The sequence below is a fragment of the Ruegeria sp. CJ9 genome (genome assembly GCF_056536625.1).
This window is the reverse complement of record NZ_JBQFPY010000005.1, coordinates 246603-263038: the sequence shown is the minus strand read 5'-3', so window position 1 is coordinate 263038 and position 16436 is coordinate 246603. Positions and strand designations below refer to the sequence as shown.

At 59.3% G+C, this 16436-nt stretch carries 21 protein-coding genes; 9 read left to right on the top strand and 12 right to left on the bottom strand.

Going from position 1 to position 16436, the window contains the following annotated elements; translation table 11 throughout:
• Positions 1-20 precede the first annotated feature (20 nt).
• From ACR0AJ_RS12770 to ACR0AJ_RS12755, 4 genes are all read left to right on the top strand, one after another.
• Entirely contained in the window at positions 21-506 is a 486-nt protein-coding gene (locus tag ACR0AJ_RS12770; RefSeq protein WP_170349761.1) for a peroxiredoxin, read from the top strand.
• Positions 507-609: 103 nt separating this feature from the next.
• Positions 610-855 (top strand): glycine zipper 2TM domain-containing protein, encoded by a 246-nt coding sequence (locus ACR0AJ_RS12765; RefSeq protein ID WP_480741013.1) that lies wholly within the window; start codon positions 610-612, stop codon positions 853-855.
• 11 nt (positions 856-866) lie between these two features.
• Complete coding sequence (locus ACR0AJ_RS12760) at positions 867-1214, top strand: EF-hand domain-containing protein (protein ID WP_226689088.1); 348 nt, start codon at positions 867-869, stop codon at positions 1212-1214.
• A 15-nt stretch (positions 1215-1229) separates the two neighbouring features.
• Positions 1230-1541 (top strand): hypothetical protein, encoded by a 312-nt coding sequence (locus ACR0AJ_RS12755; RefSeq protein WP_480741012.1) that lies wholly within the window; start codon positions 1230-1232, stop codon positions 1539-1541.
• Here ACR0AJ_RS12755 and ACR0AJ_RS12750 read toward each other — a convergent pair.
• Genes ACR0AJ_RS12750 through ACR0AJ_RS12735 form a run of 4 tightly spaced genes read right to left on the bottom strand, consistent with a single transcriptional unit; the run spans position 1538 to position 4280 of the window.
• Complete coding sequence (locus ACR0AJ_RS12750; protein WP_170349758.1) at positions 1538-1831, bottom strand: 4a-hydroxytetrahydrobiopterin dehydratase; 294 nt, start codon at positions 1829-1831, stop codon at positions 1538-1540. The two genes, ACR0AJ_RS12755 and ACR0AJ_RS12750, sit on opposite strands and share 4 nt — an antisense overlap.
• Positions 1828-3015 carry a GNAT family N-acetyltransferase gene (locus tag ACR0AJ_RS12745; RefSeq protein WP_170349757.1) on the bottom strand — a complete coding sequence of 396 codons (1188 nt, stop codon included), beginning with the start codon at positions 3013-3015 and terminating at the stop codon, positions 1828-1830. The genes ACR0AJ_RS12750 and ACR0AJ_RS12745 overlap by 4 nt, the downstream gene beginning before the upstream one ends.
• 45 nt (positions 3016-3060) lie before the next feature.
• A complete protein-coding gene (locus ACR0AJ_RS12740) occupies positions 3061-3828 on the bottom strand; it encodes a glycerophosphodiester phosphodiesterase family protein (RefSeq protein ID WP_170349756.1) in 768 nt (255 codons plus the stop codon).
• Positions 3825-4280 (bottom strand): RidA family protein, encoded by a 456-nt coding sequence (locus ACR0AJ_RS12735; RefSeq protein ID WP_170396603.1) that lies wholly within the window; start codon positions 4278-4280, stop codon positions 3825-3827. Before ACR0AJ_RS12735 ends, ACR0AJ_RS12740 begins: the two co-directional genes overlap by 4 nt.
• A 328-nt stretch (positions 4281-4608) precedes the next feature.
• Between ACR0AJ_RS12735 and ACR0AJ_RS12730 the strand changes: the two genes are divergently transcribed.
• Positions 4609-5388, top strand: coding sequence for an MlaA family lipoprotein (locus ACR0AJ_RS12730; RefSeq protein ID WP_170349851.1), 780 nt, complete (start codon positions 4609-4611; stop codon positions 5386-5388).
• Positions 5378-5986 (top strand): MlaC/ttg2D family ABC transporter substrate-binding protein, encoded by a 609-nt coding sequence (locus ACR0AJ_RS12725; protein ID WP_170349755.1) that lies wholly within the window; start codon positions 5378-5380, stop codon positions 5984-5986. The genes ACR0AJ_RS12730 and ACR0AJ_RS12725 overlap by 11 nt, the downstream gene beginning before the upstream one ends.
• A gap of 58 nt (positions 5987-6044) precedes the next feature.
• Here ACR0AJ_RS12725 and ACR0AJ_RS12720 read toward each other — a convergent pair whose 3' ends face one another.
• From ACR0AJ_RS12720 to ACR0AJ_RS12705, 4 genes are read right to left on the bottom strand one after another with little or no spacing between them, the layout of a single operon-like run.
• A complete protein-coding gene (locus tag ACR0AJ_RS12720) occupies positions 6045-7142 on the bottom strand; it encodes an ABC transporter ATP-binding protein (protein WP_480688778.1) in 1098 nt (365 codons plus the stop codon).
• Between the two features lie 3 nt (positions 7143-7145).
• Positions 7146-8045 carry a carbohydrate ABC transporter permease gene (locus ACR0AJ_RS12715; RefSeq protein WP_170349753.1) on the bottom strand — a complete coding sequence of 300 codons (900 nt, stop codon included), beginning with the start codon at positions 8043-8045 and terminating at the stop codon, positions 7146-7148.
• Positions 8038-8910, bottom strand: a complete 873-nt coding sequence (locus ACR0AJ_RS12710) for a carbohydrate ABC transporter permease (RefSeq protein ID WP_480741011.1) — start codon at positions 8908-8910, stop codon at positions 8038-8040. The genes ACR0AJ_RS12715 and ACR0AJ_RS12710 overlap by 8 nt, the downstream gene beginning before the upstream one ends.
• A 57-nt stretch (positions 8911-8967) precedes the next feature.
• Positions 8968-10212 carry an ABC transporter substrate-binding protein gene (locus ACR0AJ_RS12705; RefSeq protein ID WP_480741009.1) on the bottom strand — a complete coding sequence of 415 codons (1245 nt, stop codon included), beginning with the start codon at positions 10210-10212 and terminating at the stop codon, positions 8968-8970.
• A 219-nt stretch (positions 10213-10431) separates the two neighbouring features.
• On the opposite strand from ACR0AJ_RS12705, the gene ACR0AJ_RS12700 reads away from it, so the two are divergent.
• Together ACR0AJ_RS12700 and ACR0AJ_RS12695 are read left to right on the top strand one after the other, a co-directional pair.
• Positions 10432-11169 (top strand): response regulator transcription factor, encoded by a 738-nt coding sequence (locus tag ACR0AJ_RS12700; protein WP_170349750.1) that lies wholly within the window; start codon positions 10432-10434, stop codon positions 11167-11169.
• The gene (locus tag ACR0AJ_RS12695; protein WP_480741007.1) at positions 11166-12617 is read left to right on the top strand and encodes a sensor histidine kinase; all 1452 of its coding nucleotides are present in this window, start codon (positions 11166-11168) and stop codon (positions 12615-12617) included. Before ACR0AJ_RS12700 ends, ACR0AJ_RS12695 begins: the two co-directional genes overlap by 4 nt.
• Before the next feature lie 4 nt (positions 12618-12621).
• Here ACR0AJ_RS12695 and fliP read toward each other — a convergent pair whose 3' ends face one another.
• From fliP to fliF, 4 genes are read right to left on the bottom strand one after another with little or no spacing between them, the layout of a single operon-like run.
• Positions 12622-13353 carry a flagellar type III secretion system pore protein FliP gene (fliP, locus tag ACR0AJ_RS12690; protein WP_480647721.1) on the bottom strand — a complete coding sequence of 244 codons (732 nt, stop codon included), beginning with the start codon at positions 13351-13353 and terminating at the stop codon, positions 12622-12624.
• Entirely contained in the window at positions 13353-13640 is a 288-nt protein-coding gene (locus tag ACR0AJ_RS12685) for a FliM/FliN family flagellar motor switch protein (RefSeq protein ID WP_170360799.1), read from the bottom strand. Before ACR0AJ_RS12685 ends, fliP begins: the two co-directional genes overlap by 1 nt.
• Complete coding sequence (locus ACR0AJ_RS12680) at positions 13633-14229, bottom strand: FliH/SctL family protein (protein WP_480741005.1); 597 nt, start codon at positions 14227-14229, stop codon at positions 13633-13635. The genes ACR0AJ_RS12685 and ACR0AJ_RS12680 overlap by 8 nt, the downstream gene beginning before the upstream one ends.
• A complete protein-coding gene (gene fliF, locus ACR0AJ_RS12675; RefSeq protein WP_480741003.1) occupies positions 14229-15818 on the bottom strand; it encodes a flagellar basal-body MS-ring/collar protein FliF in 1590 nt (529 codons plus the stop codon). Before fliF ends, ACR0AJ_RS12680 begins: the two co-directional genes overlap by 1 nt.
• Before the next feature lie 119 nt (positions 15819-15937).
• Between fliF and ACR0AJ_RS12670 the strand changes: the two genes are divergently transcribed.
• Entirely contained in the window at positions 15938-16435 is a 498-nt protein-coding gene (locus ACR0AJ_RS12670; RefSeq protein ID WP_480741001.1) for a flagellar basal body-associated FliL family protein, read from the top strand.
• The last annotated feature ends 1 nt before the right edge of the window (position 16436 follow it).

The window sequence follows — 16436 nt, the reverse complement described above, 5'->3', positions numbered from 1 at the left end:
AAACGACAGGAGCTTAAAAAATGATTTCAACAGGTGAGACACTGCCCGACGCCACACTGACGCAACTGGGCGCAGACGGCCCCGAAGAGGTGCGGATTTCAGACAAAACCAAAGGGCGCAAAGTGGTGATCTTTGCGGTGCCCGGAGCATACACGCCGACCTGCAGTTCGGCCCATGTGCCCAGCTTCATTCGCACCAAAGACCAGTTTACCGCCAATGGCGTGGATGAGATCATCTGCGTTTCGGTAAACGACCCGTTTGTTATGAAAGCCTGGGGCGAGGCCACAGGCGCGGCCGATGCAGGCCTGACCATGCTGGGCGATGCCTCAGCCGAATTCACCAAGGCCATTGGCATGGAATTCGACGCCCCGCCCGCCGGACTGTATGCCCGTTCCAAACGCTATGCCATGCTGGTCGAAGACGGCAAGGTCACTGCGCTGAACCTGGAAGAAAGCCCCGGCACCTGCGAGATTTCGGCAGGCGAAACTTTGCTGGACGCGATCTGATCCTGCGCGCGGCCCTGGGTCACCTCGGGGCCGCAAACGCATTTAACTTGATGCAACGCCCTGATCAGCCAATAGTTGTGGCATACAATCAGGGAGTTCATTGATGAAACTGAAAGTATTCACTCTATTACTGAGCACAGCGGGGGCATTGGCCGCCTGCGGCCCGGCACCCACCCCTCAGCAACAGGCGGCGCGGCAGCATGAAATCGCATGTCTCAGCGGATCACTGGGCGGTGCATTGATCGGCGGCGCGATCGGCAACCAATTCGGTGGTGGATCAGGTAAATCCATCCTGACTGCGGCAGGCGCAGCCGCAGGCGCGATTGAAGGCAACAGATACGCATGCTGAGGAGAGCCGAGATGACACGTGGAATTTTGATTGCTGCGGCCCTTATACTGGCCGGTGCGGCCACAGCCGAGACCGTGGGCGAGTTGCATGAAAACGAACTGAAGGCCATCGACAAGAACAATGACGGCTTCTTGTCCCGTGATGAGTTCGATGCCTTTTCCGATTATGCCTTTCAGGAAATGGATGACGACAAGAACGGCACGCTGGGATTGGACGAAGCCAAGCCGTTTCTGGACATAAAACAGTTTCAGGACGTTGACCGCGATAATGACGACTTTATCTCTCGGGCGGAATACGACGCGCAGATGAACGACGATTTCAACGCGGCGGATAAGAACGGCAACGGTCAACTGGACTAGCAACAGGAGCGCACGATGAACAAATGGATCCGTTTGGGTGCGCTTTTACTGGTGGCGGCCTGCGATGTACCGCAGGCGCCGGTTGTGAACGGACCGGACGGGCAGACATTTATCCAGATCAACACTTCCGGGCTGACCTGCCATAACACCAAATGTCTGGATATTAATCCGGCAGCCCGCAGTGTGCGCCAAATCGGCAATCGGACGACGCAAATTCCTGGCAATATCAACGTCAGCGACGGAACCGTGACACCTGATGAGTTCCGGCAATTGGGTATTGCTGCATCCCTGGCCGGCGGAGAAGGCTCGCGGAGCGACAGAGGCTAAACCAGGCTGTCCATCTTGCGCGCCAGCTTTGCATCCAGCGCCGAAATGCCACCGACATCATGGGTGGCCAGCGTCACCTCGACTGTGCGGTAGACGTTGGACCATTCGGGGTGGTGATTCCACTTTTCGGCAAAAATCGCCACCTGCGTCATCCAGCCAAAGGCATGCACGAAATCTTCGAAGATAAAGGTCTTGGTGATCGCATCCCGGTCTTCGACCATGGTCCAGCCGTTGTTGAACAGCGGGTCCAGAAGCGGTCCGCGGGTCTCGGGCGACAGTAGTTCGGTCATTGCTGTTCCTCCGGGTTCGATTTCCTGAACGGGCCGTATTCCGTCAGAATCTCAATCTCTTGTCCCACTGCGTGGGCCTCGGCGTCCAGATATTTCTTGATCGCATCGGCAAAGCCGGGGTCGGCGACCCAATGCAAGCTATGCGTGCGCATAGGCATATAGCCCCGCGCCAGCTTGTGTTCGCCTTGCGCGCCGGCCTCAACACGGGCCAATCCTTCGGCAATGGCAAAGTCGATCGCCCTATAGTAGCACAATTCAAAATGCAGGCAGGGGTGATGTTCGACGCAGCCCCAATAGCGGCCATAAAGCGTTTCGCGTCCAATGAAATTCAGTGCCCCGGCAATCGGATAGCCATTGCGTTCCGCCAGAACCAACGCCATATCATCCGCCATGGTTTCCTGAGCGATATCAAAGAATTGTCGCGTCAGGTAAGGCGATCCCCACTTCCGCGCGCCGGTATCCTGATAGAACCGCCAGAACGCATCCCAATGTTCAGGGCGTAGATCATCACCGGAATAGGTGTGAATTTCTCCGCCAAATTCGCAGGCCTGCGCGCGTTCCTTACGGATATTCTTGCGCTTGCGCGAGGACAGCGCGGCCAGAAACCCATCAAAATCCGCATATTGGTCGTTAAGCCAGTGAAACTGCTGTGATTGACGCAGCAACAGACCCATCTGTTCGCCCGCCAGCGCTTCGTCCTCGGTGCAGAACGTGGCGTGGACCGAAGACACCCGGTTATCGGCTGCAATCTGCACGGCTCCTTGCACCAGGGCCGACATACCCGGAACCTCGTACCCCGGTCGCACCAGAAACCGCCGCCCGGTGGCCGGAGTGAACGGTACCGCGATCTGCAGTTTGGGGTAATACCGCCCGCCTGCGTTTTCATAAGCATGGGCCCAGCTGTGGTCGAAAATGTATTCGCCTTGACTGTGCGATTTGGCATACATCGGCGCGGCCGCGATCAGCATCCCATCCAGATATGCGGTCAGGTATTGAGGCTGCCAGCCAGTGCCCGCCCCAACCGAACCGCTGTTTTCCAGCGCCAGCAGGAATCGATGCGTGGTAAAGGGATCAAGCGGCCGCCCGCCATCGGCGGCCTCGGGGCAGGCGCAGGCATCCCATTCGGTCGCAGAAATCTGCGAAAGCGATCTCAGAACCTGAACTTCGATTTGCGCCTGATCCATGTGCCCTCCGCGTCTGATCTTTATCTGTGACACCGAGGGGCAGGTTCAACCCGGATGTGGCGCCAAATACCCTTCGAAGGTCACGTTATCGGCAACCCTTCGGGCCTGAGCCTCTTGCTCGGCCGAGCGTACGGTCCAACACAGAACCGGCACGCCGCGCGCTTTCAATTCGGCCACGCGGGGGCGGGACAGATCGGCGACCTCATGGCTGATAAAGCTGGCACCGACCCTGTCAAAATCGGGTATGTCGCGCAGGTGATCGCAGACCTTCTGCGGCAACAGCTCGACCTTGGGCTGGTAAGAACAAGTCACCAACCCGCGCGGCAGATGGGGGGCAAGACGCGCCAGTTCGGCCACGCTGTTGGGATTGAAAGACATCAAGGCCACTGGCCCGTCATAACCCTGCAAGGCCCGTACCGCGTCGGCCTCAAGTGATCCGACATTGGGACCCATCGCGCCGTCCTGATCCTTGAACTCGATCAGCAAGGGAACCTTGCCGTCCACCTGTGCAAGCACGTCGTCCAGCGTCGGAATACCATCATCAGCATGCAGCAGCTGCGTCGCCTGCGCCTGTGTCGCCGTCACCTGCTGAATAGGGCCGGGCTGCCCGGTCAGGCGTGTCATGTCGTAATCATGAAACACTATTGCCCGGCTGTCCGAGGTTCGCTGCAAATCAATCTCGATCCCGTACCCGGCCTCGACAGCCGCACGGATGGCCGCCCGGCTGTTTTCCGGGCGGTTATCCGAAAGGTCATGCAGCGCCCGATGCGCAATCGGGGCCTGCAGGAAAACTGACGGCAAGGTCGGTGTCATTGAACCTCGAAAATACCTTCGATTTCGACGGCCACGCCCAGCGGCAGTGCCGCGGCGCTGACGGCCGAGCGGGAATGACGGCCAGCCTCGCCCAGCGCCTCGACCAGGAAATCCGACGCCCCGTTGATCACCTGGGGCTGTGCTGTGAAATCGGCGGTCGAGTTCACGAAACCAGTCAGCTTGATCACGCGCACCAGTTTGTTGATGTCACCGCCACAGGCTGCCTTGACCTGCGCCAGCAGATTGATGGCGCAAACCTTTGCCGCCGCGGCACCGGCTTCGATTTCCATGTCATCGCCCAGCTTGCCGGTGATCAGATCGTCATCCTTGGAAATCTGACCCGAGACATAGACGATGTTGCCCACCCGAACGAAGGGTACATAGTTCGCCGCTGGCGCAGGCGCGTCCGGTAGGTTGACGCCCAGGCTTTCCAGTTTTGCTGCGATGCTCATGAAGTTTCCTCCCAATCTTTGAGTCGGGGCGAAGCTAACCGGGAAGACCGGGATCGGAAAGTACGAAAACGGGGATAGACGACCCAGAGCGGTCAGCGTAACTCTTCCTATGCCGAACAGTTGAACCTGTACCACTTTACGTAAGTACGTCGCACAGGTTAAACGCTTTTTGTTTCATACTGGTTGCGAAACGTATATGTGACATCGGATTGGGCCATGCTATGTGGCCACGGGCAGTATTGATTGACAGTTCGGGCGTGTGGAACCCGAACGTTTAGGAGTGGCAAAGACCGTGTTGAGCAGACCCCGCCTGAAGCACCTTATCGTCATGTCCGTGATGGCATTCCTTAGCGCCTGCGCCACGCGACCGCCGGAGGGGACCCCGTCGAATGAGGTGTTCGATCCCTATGAGAACACCAACCGGGGCATTCACAAATTCAACCTGGGCGTTGACCGGTTTCTGTTCCGTCCGGCCTCGAAAGGCTATGTCAAGATCGTACCCGATCCGATGGTGACCAGCTTTAACCATTTCGCCGAAAACCTGACGATGCCCGGGCAGGCGCTGGACTACCTGTTGCAAGGCAATGTCAAACAATCCGGCAACGCTTTGCTGCGCTTTGTGGTCAATACCACTGTGGGCGGCTTGGGCCTGTCTGACCCCGCTGCCGAGTTGAACCTGCCGCCGGTGGATACCGATTTCGGCGAGACCCTGCATGTTTGGGGCGTTGGCGAGGGCGCTTATGTCGAGCTGCCTTTCTATGGCCCGTCAACCCAACGGGATGCGATTGGTGTTGTGGTCAATCTATTCTCGAATCCGATTAATTTCACACCGGTCCGTCCGGTGGACAATATCGGCGTATATGCTGAGGTCGTCCGCCGCATGGGTGATCGGGGCCGGTTCTCGGATACGGTGGATTCAATCCTGTATGAAAGCGCCGACAGCTATGCGCAGGCACAGACAATTTACATCCAAAACCGCCGCTTTGAACTGGCACGCGACGATGAGGACGCCTATCTGGGTCTGTACGATGACCCTTATGCAGATATCGGGACTGACCCAGTCAGGGACCCCTACTTAGACCCCTACGAGGACCCCTATGCCGAATAACCATCTGAACCGACGTGGTTTTATTGCCACTGGCCTAGCCAGTGCGATGCTGACCGCCCTGCCCGCCTTTGCCCAGACCGAGGCCAGCGCCAAGGCACTGGTTGTCAGTGTCGTGGACGATATCAACCGCGTGATCGCCTCCGGCAAATCCGAAAAGGCGATGATCCGCGATTTTGAAAAGATCTTCGTGCAATATGCCGATGTGCCGATCATGGCGCGCTATGTGCTGGGGGCCGATGGCCGCTCAGCCAGCCCCTCGCAGATCAAGCAATTCACCAAAGCGTTTCAAGGCTATATTTCCAACAAATATGGCCGCCGCTTCCGCGAGTTCATTGGTGGCCAAGTCACTGTTCGCAATGCCCGCAAAATCAAGGCGGGCTACGAGGTGCGCACCTCGGTCAAGTTGCAGGGGTCTTCCCCGTTTGAGGTGACATTCCTGGTGTCGGACAAATCGGGCCGCGACAAGTTCTTCAACATGTTCATCGAAGGGGTGAACATGCTGCTGACCGAACGGACAGAGGTCGGCGCCATGCTGGATGCGCGTGGGGGCGATCTGAACCGCCTGATCAAGGATATGAGCCGAAACAAGCTCAGCTGATCCGGTTCACAAATGAAAAAGCGCCGCGCGATTGGTTTCGCGCGGCGCTTTTTTGGTTTTAGTTCAGGCGTTCGCCAGTTTCCTTGGCGAAATAGGACACCTTGCTCATGTCAAAGGCCAGGTTCAACATCTTGCCCGCCTGCGCACTGGTTTCCGCGTGCAGCCGCGCAGTGACCTGTTTGCCGCCCAGTTCCGAGACCACATAAGTGTCAGCCCCCGCCGGTTCGACCATGTCGACCATACAGGAGGCCTCTTGCACACCATCACCGGCACGGAACCCGGCCTCGGCAATGTCTTCGGGGCGTAGGCCCAGAATCACATCCTCGGGCAGTGACAGATCGCGGGCATCGTTTAGAACCAGTGTCTCGCCCGCTTCACGTGCAATGGCGATCTGCGTGCCCGGGCCGGTCTTGGACGCTCGCGCCGGGATCAGGTTCATCGCCGGTGAGCCCATGAAATCAGCCACAAACAGGTTGGCCGGGTTGTTGTAGATTTCAGCCGGGCTGCCGATCTGCTGCACGATTCCACCTTTGAGAACCACGATCTTGGTCGCCAGCGTCATCGCCTCGATCTGGTCATGGGTCACGTAGACGATCGAGGCATCCAGCGTTTGATGCAGTTTCTTGATCTCGGTTCGCATCTCGACCCGCAGCTTCGCGTCAAGGTTCGATAACGGCTCGTCAAACAGAAACAGTTTGGGATCGCGCACCAGTGCCCGACCCATCGCCACCCGCTGACGCTGACCGCCTGACAATTGGCTGGGGCGGCGGTTCAGCAGCGGCTCGATCTGTAGCAACGAGGCAACCTCGTTCAGCTTGGCCTCCTGTGTCGCCTGATCGACCCCGCGTACCTTCATGCCAAAGGTGATGTTCTTGGCCACGGACATTGTCGGGTACAGGGCGTAGGACTGGAACACCATCGCGATGTCGCGATCCTTGGGGCTGACATGCGTCATGTCCTTGCCCCCGATGGACAGCGTGCCGCCGGTAATTTCCTCCAGCCCCGCAATACAGTTCAGCAGGGTGGACTTGCCGCAACCCGAGGGGCCGACCAGCACCAGGAAATCACCCGGTTCGATCGAAATGTTGATGTCCTTCAGAACCTCGGTTGCGCCGTAATTCTTGTACAGATTGTTGATATCGAGGATGGGAGCCATGGGTTATCCCTTCACTGAGCCAGCGGTCAGACCGCGGATGAAATACTTACCGGCGACGACATAAACGAGCAGCGTCGGTAGCCCCGCGATGATCGCGGCGGCCATGTCGACGTTGTACTCTTTGACGCCGGTGGTGGAGTTTACGATGTTGTTGAGCGCCACGGTCACGGGCTGCGTTCCCGCCTGGCTGAACGACACGCCGAACAGGAAGTCGTTCCAGATCTGCGTGAACTGCCAGATCACGGTCACCACGATGATGGGCAGCGACAGCGGCAGGAAGATCGACCAGAATATCCGCAGGAATCCGGCCCCATCGACCCGTGCCGCCTTGGTCAGCTCGGCCGGAATGGTGACATAGTAATTGCGGAAAAACAGTGTGGTGAAACCGAGGCCATAGATCACGTGGACGAAGATCAGACCCGGAATGGTCCCGGCGATCCCCATCATGCCCAGCAGCCGCGCCATCGGCAGCAGCACAACCTGAAACGGGATGAAGCAACCAAACAGCATCAGCGAGAAGATGATATTAGCGCCTTTGAACCGCCATTGCGCCACGACATAGCCATTCAGCGCGCCCAGCAGGGTCGAAAGGGCCACCGCAGGCACCGCGATCAGGACCGAGTTCCAGAAGTAAGGCCGCAGCCCTTCACACTGGATACCGGTGCAAGCCCCGGACCACGCGGTTTTCCAGGCGTCAAAGCTGACCTCACGCGGCAGCGAGATCAGGCTGCCTGTGCGAATTTCCTCAAGGCTTTTAAGCGACGTGGTCAACATCACGAAAAGCGGCATCAGGTAATACAGCGCGAACAGGCCCAGCAGGACATACAGCAACCAGCGCAAGGCGATCTTGCCCGTGGCGCTTTGGGTGCGGGTTTGGGTTTGGGGCATCGACAGATCAGTCATTTTTAGCCCTCAGCTCTGAGTAAAGATAGGGAACCACGATGGCAAAGACGACCAGCATCATGATCATCGCGGAAGAGGCCGCCTGACCGATATCGCCGCGCGAAAACGCCATGGCATACATGTAGGTGGCTGGCAGATCGGTCGCGTAGCCCGGACCGCCACCCGTCAGGGCGATGACAAGGTCAAAGCTTTTGATCGCAAGGTGGGCCAGCACGATGAAGGCAGACAGGAAGATCGGGGCCATCGACGGGATGATGATCGCCGTATAGATGCGCCACGTGGGGATACCATCGACCTGCGCGGCCTTGATGATTTCGCCATCCACCGAACGCAGACCGGCGAGGAACAGCGCCATAACAAAGCCCGAGCTCTGCCAGATTGCGGCGATTACGATGGTGTAGATCGCGTAATTCGGGTTCACCAGCCAATCGAACTCGAAATTCGGGAAACCCCAGCCCTGCACCATGGATTCAATACCCAGACCCGGGTTCAGTATCCATTTCCACGCGGTACCGGTCACAATCATCGACAGTGCCATCGGGTACAGGTAAATTGTGCGGATGGCTCCTTCGACGCGGATCTTCTGATCCAGCAGGATGGCCAGCAGCAGACCCAGTACCATCGCGATCACGATGAACAGAGCACCGAAGATGTAAAGGTTGTTGATTGCCGTATCCCAGCGGGGTGAATCAAACAGGCGCTCATATTGGATGAACCCGTTGATCTCATATTTCGGCAGTAGTTTAGATCGTGTCAGCGACACCCATGCGGTCCATCCGATAAATCCGTAAACAAAGATCAATACGGCGATGAACGACGGTGCCAGCACCACCTTGGGCAGGTGGTTTTCCAGCCATTCGGACATTTTAGCCTCCGGGGAAAGATGCTCTGCCCCGCATTATAGGGGGCAGAGCGTATTGGATCAGTAGCTGTTCGCCACCGCGTCCGCCAGTTGCTGAACCGCGTCAGCCGAGGACATATCCGAGTTAAAATGCGCGGTCACAACGTCGGTGATTGCGCCGGACTGCGACCCGCGCAGCGCCATGCCATGGGCATAGGACGGCAACAGCGACCCAGCGTCCGAGGTCGAGCCCATGTCTTCAGCCGACAGGTTGGCGCAGATGTCAAAATCATCCAGCGCCACGTCGGTGCGAGCAGGGATCGAGCCCTTGTTCAGGTTGAACACTTTCTGGAAGTTCGGTGCGACGATCAGCTTGGCCAGCAGATCCTGACCGGCTTTCTTGTCGTCACCGTCCACGTTGAACATGGCAAAGCTGTCGACGTTGTACAGATAGCCGTCGCCGGGGGTCGAGGCGCACAGGAAGTCTTCGCCGGGCTTCTTGCCAGCCGCCAGGAATTCACCCTTGGCCCAGTCGCCCATGATCTGGAAAGCGGCCTCGCCGTTCATGACCATCGCGGTGGCCAGGTTCCAGTCGCGGCCCGAGAAGTTCTCGTCGACATAGCCGCGCAGGGTACGCATCTGATCAAAGACCTGAACCATCGTGTCCGAGGTCAGCGCCTCGGGGTCCAGATCGACCAGCGCTTTCTGGAAGAACTCGGGCCCGCCGATACCCAGAACCACAGTTTCAAAGACGGTCGCGTCCTGCCATGACTGACCACCATGGGCCAGCGGGATCACACCGGCAGCCTGCAGCTTATCAGCAGCAGCGTTGAACTCGTCCCAGGTGGTCGGCATTTCGATGCCATTTGCGGCCAGAACATCAGCATTGGCCCAGATCCAGTCTACGCGATGTACGTTCACTGGTGCGGCGCACCATGTGCCCTCGCACTTCATGTGACCTGCGATGGATGCGGGCAGCACATCCGCCCAGCCTTCGGCGTCGGCCACGGATGAGATATCGGCCAGAACGCCCTCTTCGTACCATTCCTGAATTGCGGGGCCTTTCAGCTGAACTGCGGTCGGCGCGTTTCCGGCCAGCACCCGGGCACGCAACGCGGTCATGGCCGCGTCACCGCCACCACCTGCAACCGGCATATCGGTCCAGGTTCCGCCATTCGACGCGAACTCTTCCTGCAGTACGGCGACCGACTTGGCCTCACCACCCGACGTCCACCAATGCAGAACCTCGGCCTGCGGCTCGGCCAGAACCGACGACCCGGCCACAACGGCCAATGTCGAAACGGTGGCGAATGCAAAATGCTTCATTGTCTGTCTCCTCCCTAGAGAACTTAGTGACTGCTGATGCAGCGATGCCCGTTATTCTGAGACCAGTTCGTCATCTGGCAACGCTGAATCCGCGCCAAAGCCCGGAAACCACCCAAAAATTCACTGCTTTTGTTACAGCGTGTTACGTTGACATTGAATCTGTTTCCGTTCGTTACAATGGATGATGTCGGAGGAGCAGAAACTGGGAGGACAAACCGCGTGAGCATTCCGCGACTTTTGGTGGTGGATGACGACCCTGAAATGCGGTCGATGATGACCCAATTCCTGCATCAGAACGGGTTCGTCGCCCTGCCCGCCAGTTCCGAGGCTGAAATCCGCAACCATCTGACAGCGGGACGGATCGACCTGATCCTGCTGGATGTGATGCTTGGGGATGAGAACGGAGTCGAAATCTGCGCCCGCCTGCGGGCTGAACAGGATGTGCCGATCATTCTGGTTTCGGCCCTGTCAGCCGACCATCAGCGCATGGCGGGGTACGAGGTCGGGGCCGACGACTATATCGCCAAGCCTTTCAACCCGCAGCTGATGCTGGCGCGGGTTCGTGCGGTGATGCAACGCGCCCGGCGTACGCCGTCGCTGGCCTATCGCCGCCGCACACACCGCTTTCGGTTCAACGACTGGGCCTATGACGGCAAACGGGATGAGGTGCATTCACCGGAAGGCTACCTGGTTCCTCTGTCGCAACGGGAAACTGCGCTGCTCAAGGTTTTGCTGGCCAACCCGCATATCCCCCTGACCCGGGATGAAATCGCCGCTGCGCTGGACGTCACCGGCAGCGCCGACAAACCCGAGGCGCAGGGTCGCGCCATCGACATGCTGGTTGGTCGGTTGCGTTCGAAAATCGAGGTCAACCCGAAAGACCCGCAGATGCTGCGTACCGAACGCGGGGTCGGCTATGTCTTTGCGGCCGAAGTGTCGGTGGAAGAGGACGCATGACCACACACGCCCCGCGCCTGCGCAGCCTGGGCTGGATCTGGACAGGGGCCGCCTTTGCCTCGGGGCTACTCTCCGCCGGGCTGTGGTTTTCTTCGGCCCGCGCCTGGGACAACTTTCTAACCCGCGCCTATGTCGCAGGGTTTTCCGTCTATGAAGAGCTTCGGGTCAGCAAAATCCCCCCGCCGGGGATCACGATCACCCCCTTGTCCCCCGAAGCTGCGCAGTTGGCCGATGCCGGGCGGTTCGAGCAACTGCCCGGCCTGTCGGATCGCAGCTTTGTCACCAACCTGTCGATCCTGACCGACAACACCGCCCCCCTGGCCGGGCGCGAACTGACGCTGGCGGTGATGTCCGACCGGCTGGTTTATCCGGTGTCTGATCTTCTGTCCCGCGTTGACCAGACCGGGGCCGAGAAGATGGGCAATCTGACCCGCCTTCTGGCCACCTATTGCAGCGAGCCAATCCTGATCGCCCGGTTCGGACACAGGGGCTGGCAGCAGGTGGACGGCACCGATATCTGGGGTTGCAAGGCCGCCCCTGGCGACCTGCGCCTGCCCGCCATTCTGGCCGCCATTGTGGCTTTGGCGGTCATCCTGACATCGATCGGCAATGTCTCGGACAGTTTCACCCGGTTTTCCAACGCTCTGCGCGGCCGCAAACGCCGGGGCGGGCCGAGCAGCTATGATGCCGACGGCCCGGCGGAACTGCGCGACATCGTGTCAGCCGTGAACGACCATCTGGATGCAGAGCGCATGCAGCTTGAAAAACGCGCTACCGTTCTGTCCGGTGTCAGTCACGATCTTGGCACCCCCGCCACGCGTGTTCGCCTGCGCGCGGCCCTGATCGCCGATGACGAACTGCGCGAAAAGCTTGAGGCCGATGTGGATCAGATGACGGGCATGATCGAAAGCGTGCTGACTTACACACGCTCGGAACTCAGCGTTGAAGACCCCCGTCAGATTTCCCTGACCGCACTGGTCGAGTCTGTGGTCGCTGATTATCAGGACATGGACCTGCCGGTAACCCTGAAGAAAATCGCCCCGGTCGCAGTCGAAGGCGCGCCATCGGTCTTCATGTCCCGACGCGGGCATGGATCCTTGCCCGAGACACGGCGGATGCTGGTGATGGGGCGGCCAATTTCTCTGAAACGGGCGTTAACAAATCTGATCGACAACGCCCTGAAATACGGCCGCCATGCCGAGGTGCAGCTGGAAACCGACGCCCGCACCGCGACCATCACGGTCGAGGACAAGGGTGCCGATCTGTCCGTCACTGATATTGAAAACCTGATGGCACCGTTCCGGCGCGGATCGAACATCGGATCCTCAGACGGGTTCGGCCTGGGTCTGACCATCGTGGCCACAATTGCCGAACAGCATGGGGGCTCCCTCAGATTTGAGGCCGGGGACCAGGGCTTGCGCGCGCGGCTGCAAATCACCCGGCAGTGATACCTCATGTCATATAGCTGCGCACCAACGCCCCAGCGATCAGAGACCATCCATCCGCAATAACAAAAAACGCCAGCTTGAATGGCAGCGATACCGTCGCAGGCGGCACCATCATCATTCCCATCGACATCAGCACCGCCGCCACAACCAGATCAATGATCAGAAATGGCAGGAAAATCAGAAAGCCGATCTGAAAGGCGCGTGCAATCTCGGACAGCATGAAGGACGGCATCAGGATCGACAGCGGCGCCTCGGGCGTCAGGGCGATAGCGTCACCGCCTGGTCGCAAGGCCGCCATCGCGTGAAACGTATCCGGGTCCAGCCGCGCGGCCATAAAGGCTCGGAAGGGCTGAATGGCAATCTGCAACGCGGGTTCAACCGCCATGGTTTCTTCGACCATCGGTCGAATACCGGTGGCCCAGGCCTCGGAAAATACAGGCTCCATGATGAAATAAGTCAGGAACATCGCCAGGCTGACGATCAGCATGTTCGGTGGCGATTGCTGCAATCCGATCCCTTGACGCAGAATGGCCAGAACGGTGATCAGAAACGGAAAACAGGTGACCATGATCGCCAGCCCGGGTGCCAGGCTGAGGATCGTGATCAAAAGGATCAGCTGGATGGTCCGCGCCGAGATCGACCCCCCCTCGCCCAATGACAGCGACAGCTCTTGCGCCGCAGCCAGAGACGGGGACAGTGTCGCCAGCGCAACAACCAACCAAAGCAGAGCCCGCATCAACCGATCCCGTTCTGCAAATCCGCAATCTCTGTCAGGCGCACAGCAAGCTGCCCGGCCTGATCGCCCTCCATCTCTTCCAGCAGGCCGCGGGCGACCAGTTGGTCTCCGACATACAGGTCGACCGGGTCCTCGATCCGCTTGTCCAGCGTCAGCACGGCGTTCTCACCCATGTTCAGCAGGTCGCGGATCAGCGGGCGCGCACGCCCGACCGAAACCGTAACCTCAATCGGAACCGCCTCGAACGGATTGGCTTTTTCGGGTTTCGGAGTTTGGGGATCATTCATGGTTCACTGCCTCTTTTGCCTCAAATACATATGCGTCAAATGCCCCCGCGACCGCGGCGAGCAGACCGCTGCAATCCACCTCACGCTGGGTTGTACCGACCTGCAACCGGGCCTGTCCTGGCTCTAACGAGGGGTCTTCGATCACGCGAGTGGGTGAGGACAGTTCCTGCGGCAGCAGGGCCTCTACCCCAGCCGCGCGGCCCTTGGGCACGAAGATTTGCATCGGCTGGCTAATCTGTTCCCGCGCCATTTCGGTCAGCTGTTCGGCCAACCGGACAGCAAAACCGCGATCCAGCGTTTCGGGCAGGACAGTGTCCACCAGGCTTTGGAACATCGGGTCCAGCGACAATGTCATGCGGGTGACAGCCTCATGATAAGTAAAGGACATATCCTCCAACGATCTGGCCAGCCCGTCCGAGACCTGACCTCGGCTTTGTTCTTGCGCCTGAAGCGCGTCTTCCCAACCGGCGCTATAGCCTTGCTCGAACGCTGCCAGCCGCTGTTCCTCCAGCGCGTCCTCGTCCAGCAGGTGCAGCTTGCCACCCCCGGCTTGCAGCGTGAAATCCTCAAGAAGATGAGCAATCGACATCAGACACGCTCCTCACCTTCTTCAAGCCAGCTGCGCAGGATCTCGACGGTCTCTTCCTGTTTATCGCCGATCATAGCCCGCAACCGGTCGACCGGATCAGCGCCCGCCTGCGCGGCCAGCGCCGGGACGTCGCCAGCGGCAGTCTGGCCCGGCAGCGCGCTAAATTGTCCGTTTTCGTCAGTCGCTATCTCGCCGGTCAGAATGGCCTCGGGCTCAGGAGGTGCCCCGGCGGGCAGCAAGGCCGGGGCCATCGCCGGTTGAGTCAGGATGGGACGGATCACGAAGAGCCCAAGCACCAGCGAGACAATCGCCAACACTGCCATCTGGATCAGCGACATCGCGTCGAAATGAACCTTTTGCCAGATCGAGGCCGCTGCCAATGTGCCCTGCGGCTCTACCACCGGCAGGTCCAGCGATTTCAGGGTGATGACGTCCCCGCGTTCGGCGTCGAACCCCACGGCCGAGGCCACAAGCTCCTTCAAGGCCTCCATCTCGGTTTCGGGCATCGGCTCAAATGTCTCGACTCCGGTCGCGTCCACGGACCGTGTGCCGTTGACCAGAACCGCAACCGTCAGACGCTTGATCGCACCGGGGGCATTGTGGACTTCCAATTCGGTTTCCGAGACCTCGTAATTCACCCGTTCCCGCGTCTGCGTCGCGTTCGAATTCGATTCGTCCCCACCCGCGCCATCGCCATCCGGCAGGTTCGACGCCACGGTGACATCGGCGGATTGATTGCGGGCGCTGTCCGAGCGTTCCTCGACATCAGTGCTGATGGCAACGCGGCCATTGGGGTCAAAACGGCGTTCGCGGATGGATTCGGTCTTGGTCACGGTGTCGACGCTGACCTCAACCACAGCATTGCCCGTGCCGACGCGCGCCTCGACCAATCGCATCACACGCTCGCGCAACTGGCGCGCCTTGTCATCTGCCGTATCCGCAGCGTCTGCGGTCTCCTGCGCGCCGATCACCGCCCCGTTCGAATCGACCACGGTGACATTCTCAGGCGCCAGACCACTGACGGCAGACGCCACAAGAAACCGGATCGCCTTGGCCTGATCGGATGTGATCTGCGCCCCTGACGGCACCAGATAGACCGAGGCCGTCGGCGCCACGCTGCGCTGAAACGGGTTGTTCGATCCGTTGGCAATATGAACCCGTGCCTGGCTGACATGAGGGCTGCCAACGATGGTTCGGGCCAGCTCACCTTCTTTTGCGCGCCAATAGGCGGCATCGAACATCTGCGAGGTGGTGCCAAACCCGCTAAGTGAATCCAGCAGCTCATAGCCTTGATTGCCGTTGGCGGGCATCCCCTCGCTGGCGAGTGTCATGCGCAGCTCATCTCGCTGTGATCCGGGCACGTAGATCGAGCCGCCCCGAATCTCATAAGGCACCCCGCGCTGATCCAGCGAGCGGACGACATCCCCCGCCGCGCCACTTTCCAGCCCGGCATAAAGCAAGGTCATCGACGGCGCCGTGACCAGTCGCGACATCGCAAGAACCCCAAGAAAAACCAGCACTACTGCGCCGGCGACGATGATTTGTTTACGCCTGTCCAAACTTGCCCAGACAGTTCCGATCTGCTGCACGATCACCTCCGACTCGCCGACATTCTGCCCGGCGCATCCCTTGTTTGAACGATTGCCCTTAACAATCGGTTAGTCCCTGCCGGGTTATGACGATTGCAGAACGGACAAATGAGGACGTCATGACTGACGCGGCTGCAGAACAGGCAGAAGTACCAGAAAAATTTGGGAAAAAAGGGATGATCATAGGGGTGATTCTGGCCGTGGCCGGGGCGGCTGGTGGCTATTTCCTGACCACCTCCGGGTTGCTTCCTTTTGGTGGCAAGCCCGCAATGGAAGACGTCAAGGAAACGGATAAGGGCAAGGCTGTAAAGGCCCTGCCGCAAGTGGGATTCATCGATCTGCCGCCGGTGATCGTGTCGGTGAACGCAGGCGATTCGCGGCATCTGAAATTTCACGCTCAGCTTGAGGTGAACAGCGAATACGCCGCCGATGTCGAAAAGATGAAACCCCGAATCATGGACATCCTGAACGGGTATCTACGCGCGGTCGAAGTCTCGGACCTTGAAGATTCTCTGGCCCTGATGCGCATCCGCGGCCATCTGCTGCGCCGCATTGAAATCGTCGTCGGAGAAGGCCGCGTGCGCGACGTTCTCGTGATGGAATTCGTTTTGAACTAGG

Bases quoted from the DNA above. Each gene is read 5' to 3' on its own strand.
- ACR0AJ_RS12770 (WP_170349761.1), top strand. From the start codon at position 21: ATGATTTCAACAGGTGAGACACTGCCCGACGCCACACTGACGCAACTG.
- ACR0AJ_RS12670 (WP_480741001.1), top strand. From the start codon at position 15,938: ATGACTGACGCGGCTGCAGAACAGGCAGAAGTACCAGAAAAATTTGGG.
- ACR0AJ_RS12695 (WP_480741007.1), top strand. From the start codon at position 11,166: ATGACCACACACGCCCCGCGCCTGCGCAGCCTGGGCTGGATCTGGACA.
- ACR0AJ_RS12765 (WP_480741013.1), top strand. From the start codon at position 610: ATGAAACTGAAAGTATTCACTCTATTACTGAGCACAGCGGGGGCATTG.
- ACR0AJ_RS12735 (WP_170396603.1), bottom strand. From the start codon at position 4,280: ATGAGCATCGCAGCAAAACTGGAAAGCCTGGGCGTCAACCTACCGGAC.
- fliP (WP_480647721.1), bottom strand. From the start codon at position 13,353: ATGCGGGCTCTGCTTTGGTTGGTTGTTGCGCTGGCGACACTGTCCCCG.
- ACR0AJ_RS12705 (WP_480741009.1), bottom strand. From the start codon at position 10,212: ATGAAGCATTTTGCATTCGCCACCGTTTCGACATTGGCCGTTGTGGCC.
- ACR0AJ_RS12710 (WP_480741011.1), bottom strand. From the start codon at position 8,910: ATGTCCGAATGGCTGGAAAACCACCTGCCCAAGGTGGTGCTGGCACCG.
- ACR0AJ_RS12680 (WP_480741005.1), bottom strand. From the start codon at position 14,229: ATGTCGATTGCTCATCTTCTTGAGGATTTCACGCTGCAAGCCGGGGGT.
- ACR0AJ_RS12740 (WP_170349756.1), bottom strand. From the start codon at position 3,828: ATGACACCGACCTTGCCGTCAGTTTTCCTGCAGGCCCCGATTGCGCAT.
- ACR0AJ_RS12745 (WP_170349757.1), bottom strand. From the start codon at position 3,015: ATGGATCAGGCGCAAATCGAAGTTCAGGTTCTGAGATCGCTTTCGCAG.
- ACR0AJ_RS12720 (WP_480688778.1), bottom strand. From the start codon at position 7,142: ATGGCTCCCATCCTCGATATCAACAATCTGTACAAGAATTACGGCGCA.
- ACR0AJ_RS12750 (WP_170349758.1), bottom strand. From the start codon at position 1,831: ATGACCGAACTACTGTCGCCCGAGACCCGCGGACCGCTTCTGGACCCG.
- ACR0AJ_RS12725 (WP_170349755.1), top strand. From the start codon at position 5,378: ATGCCGAATAACCATCTGAACCGACGTGGTTTTATTGCCACTGGCCTA.
- ACR0AJ_RS12760 (WP_226689088.1), top strand. From the start codon at position 867: ATGACACGTGGAATTTTGATTGCTGCGGCCCTTATACTGGCCGGTGCG.
- ACR0AJ_RS12685 (WP_170360799.1), bottom strand. From the start codon at position 13,640: ATGAATGATCCCCAAACTCCGAAACCCGAAAAAGCCAATCCGTTCGAG.
- ACR0AJ_RS12715 (WP_170349753.1), bottom strand. From the start codon at position 8,045: ATGACTGATCTGTCGATGCCCCAAACCCAAACCCGCACCCAAAGCGCC.
- ACR0AJ_RS12730 (WP_170349851.1), top strand. From the start codon at position 4,609: ATGTCCGTGATGGCATTCCTTAGCGCCTGCGCCACGCGACCGCCGGAG.
- ACR0AJ_RS12755 (WP_480741012.1), top strand. From the start codon at position 1,230: ATGAACAAATGGATCCGTTTGGGTGCGCTTTTACTGGTGGCGGCCTGC.